Here is a 307-nt window from a genome sequence, read left to right as displayed (position 1 = left end):
CCGCTCTCCGACGCCTGGTTCGTCAGCCAGCTGCAGACGATGGTGGCCACACTGAAAATCCCCATGGAACGGCGTAATAAACGAACAGGCAGGACAGAGAAAGCGCGGATCTGGGAAGTGACGGACAGAACGGTCAGGACCTGGATTGGGCAGGCGGTTGCCGCCGCTGCCGCTGACGGTGTGACGTTCTCTGTCCCGGTCACGCCACATACGTTCCGCCATTCCTATGCGATGCACATGCTGTATGCCGGTATACCGCTGAAGGTCCTGCAGAGCCTGATGGGGCATAAGTCCATCAGCTCAACAG

Annotated in this window: 1 protein-coding gene; it reads left to right on the top strand. The window is 59.3% G+C overall.

Annotated features, from left to right (window positions below):
- The coding region (locus tag RTW80_RS28465; RefSeq protein WP_312721457.1) for a tyrosine-type recombinase/integrase at positions 1-307 on the top strand (307 nt) is incomplete at both ends.

The sequence above is a fragment of the Escherichia sp. AM3 genome (assembly GCF_032029835.1).
Taxonomy (GTDB): domain Bacteria; phylum Pseudomonadota; class Gammaproteobacteria; order Enterobacterales; family Enterobacteriaceae; genus Escherichia; species Escherichia coli.
Note: the sequence above shows the minus strand (reverse complement) of the source record. Positions and strands in the feature narration are given on the sequence as shown.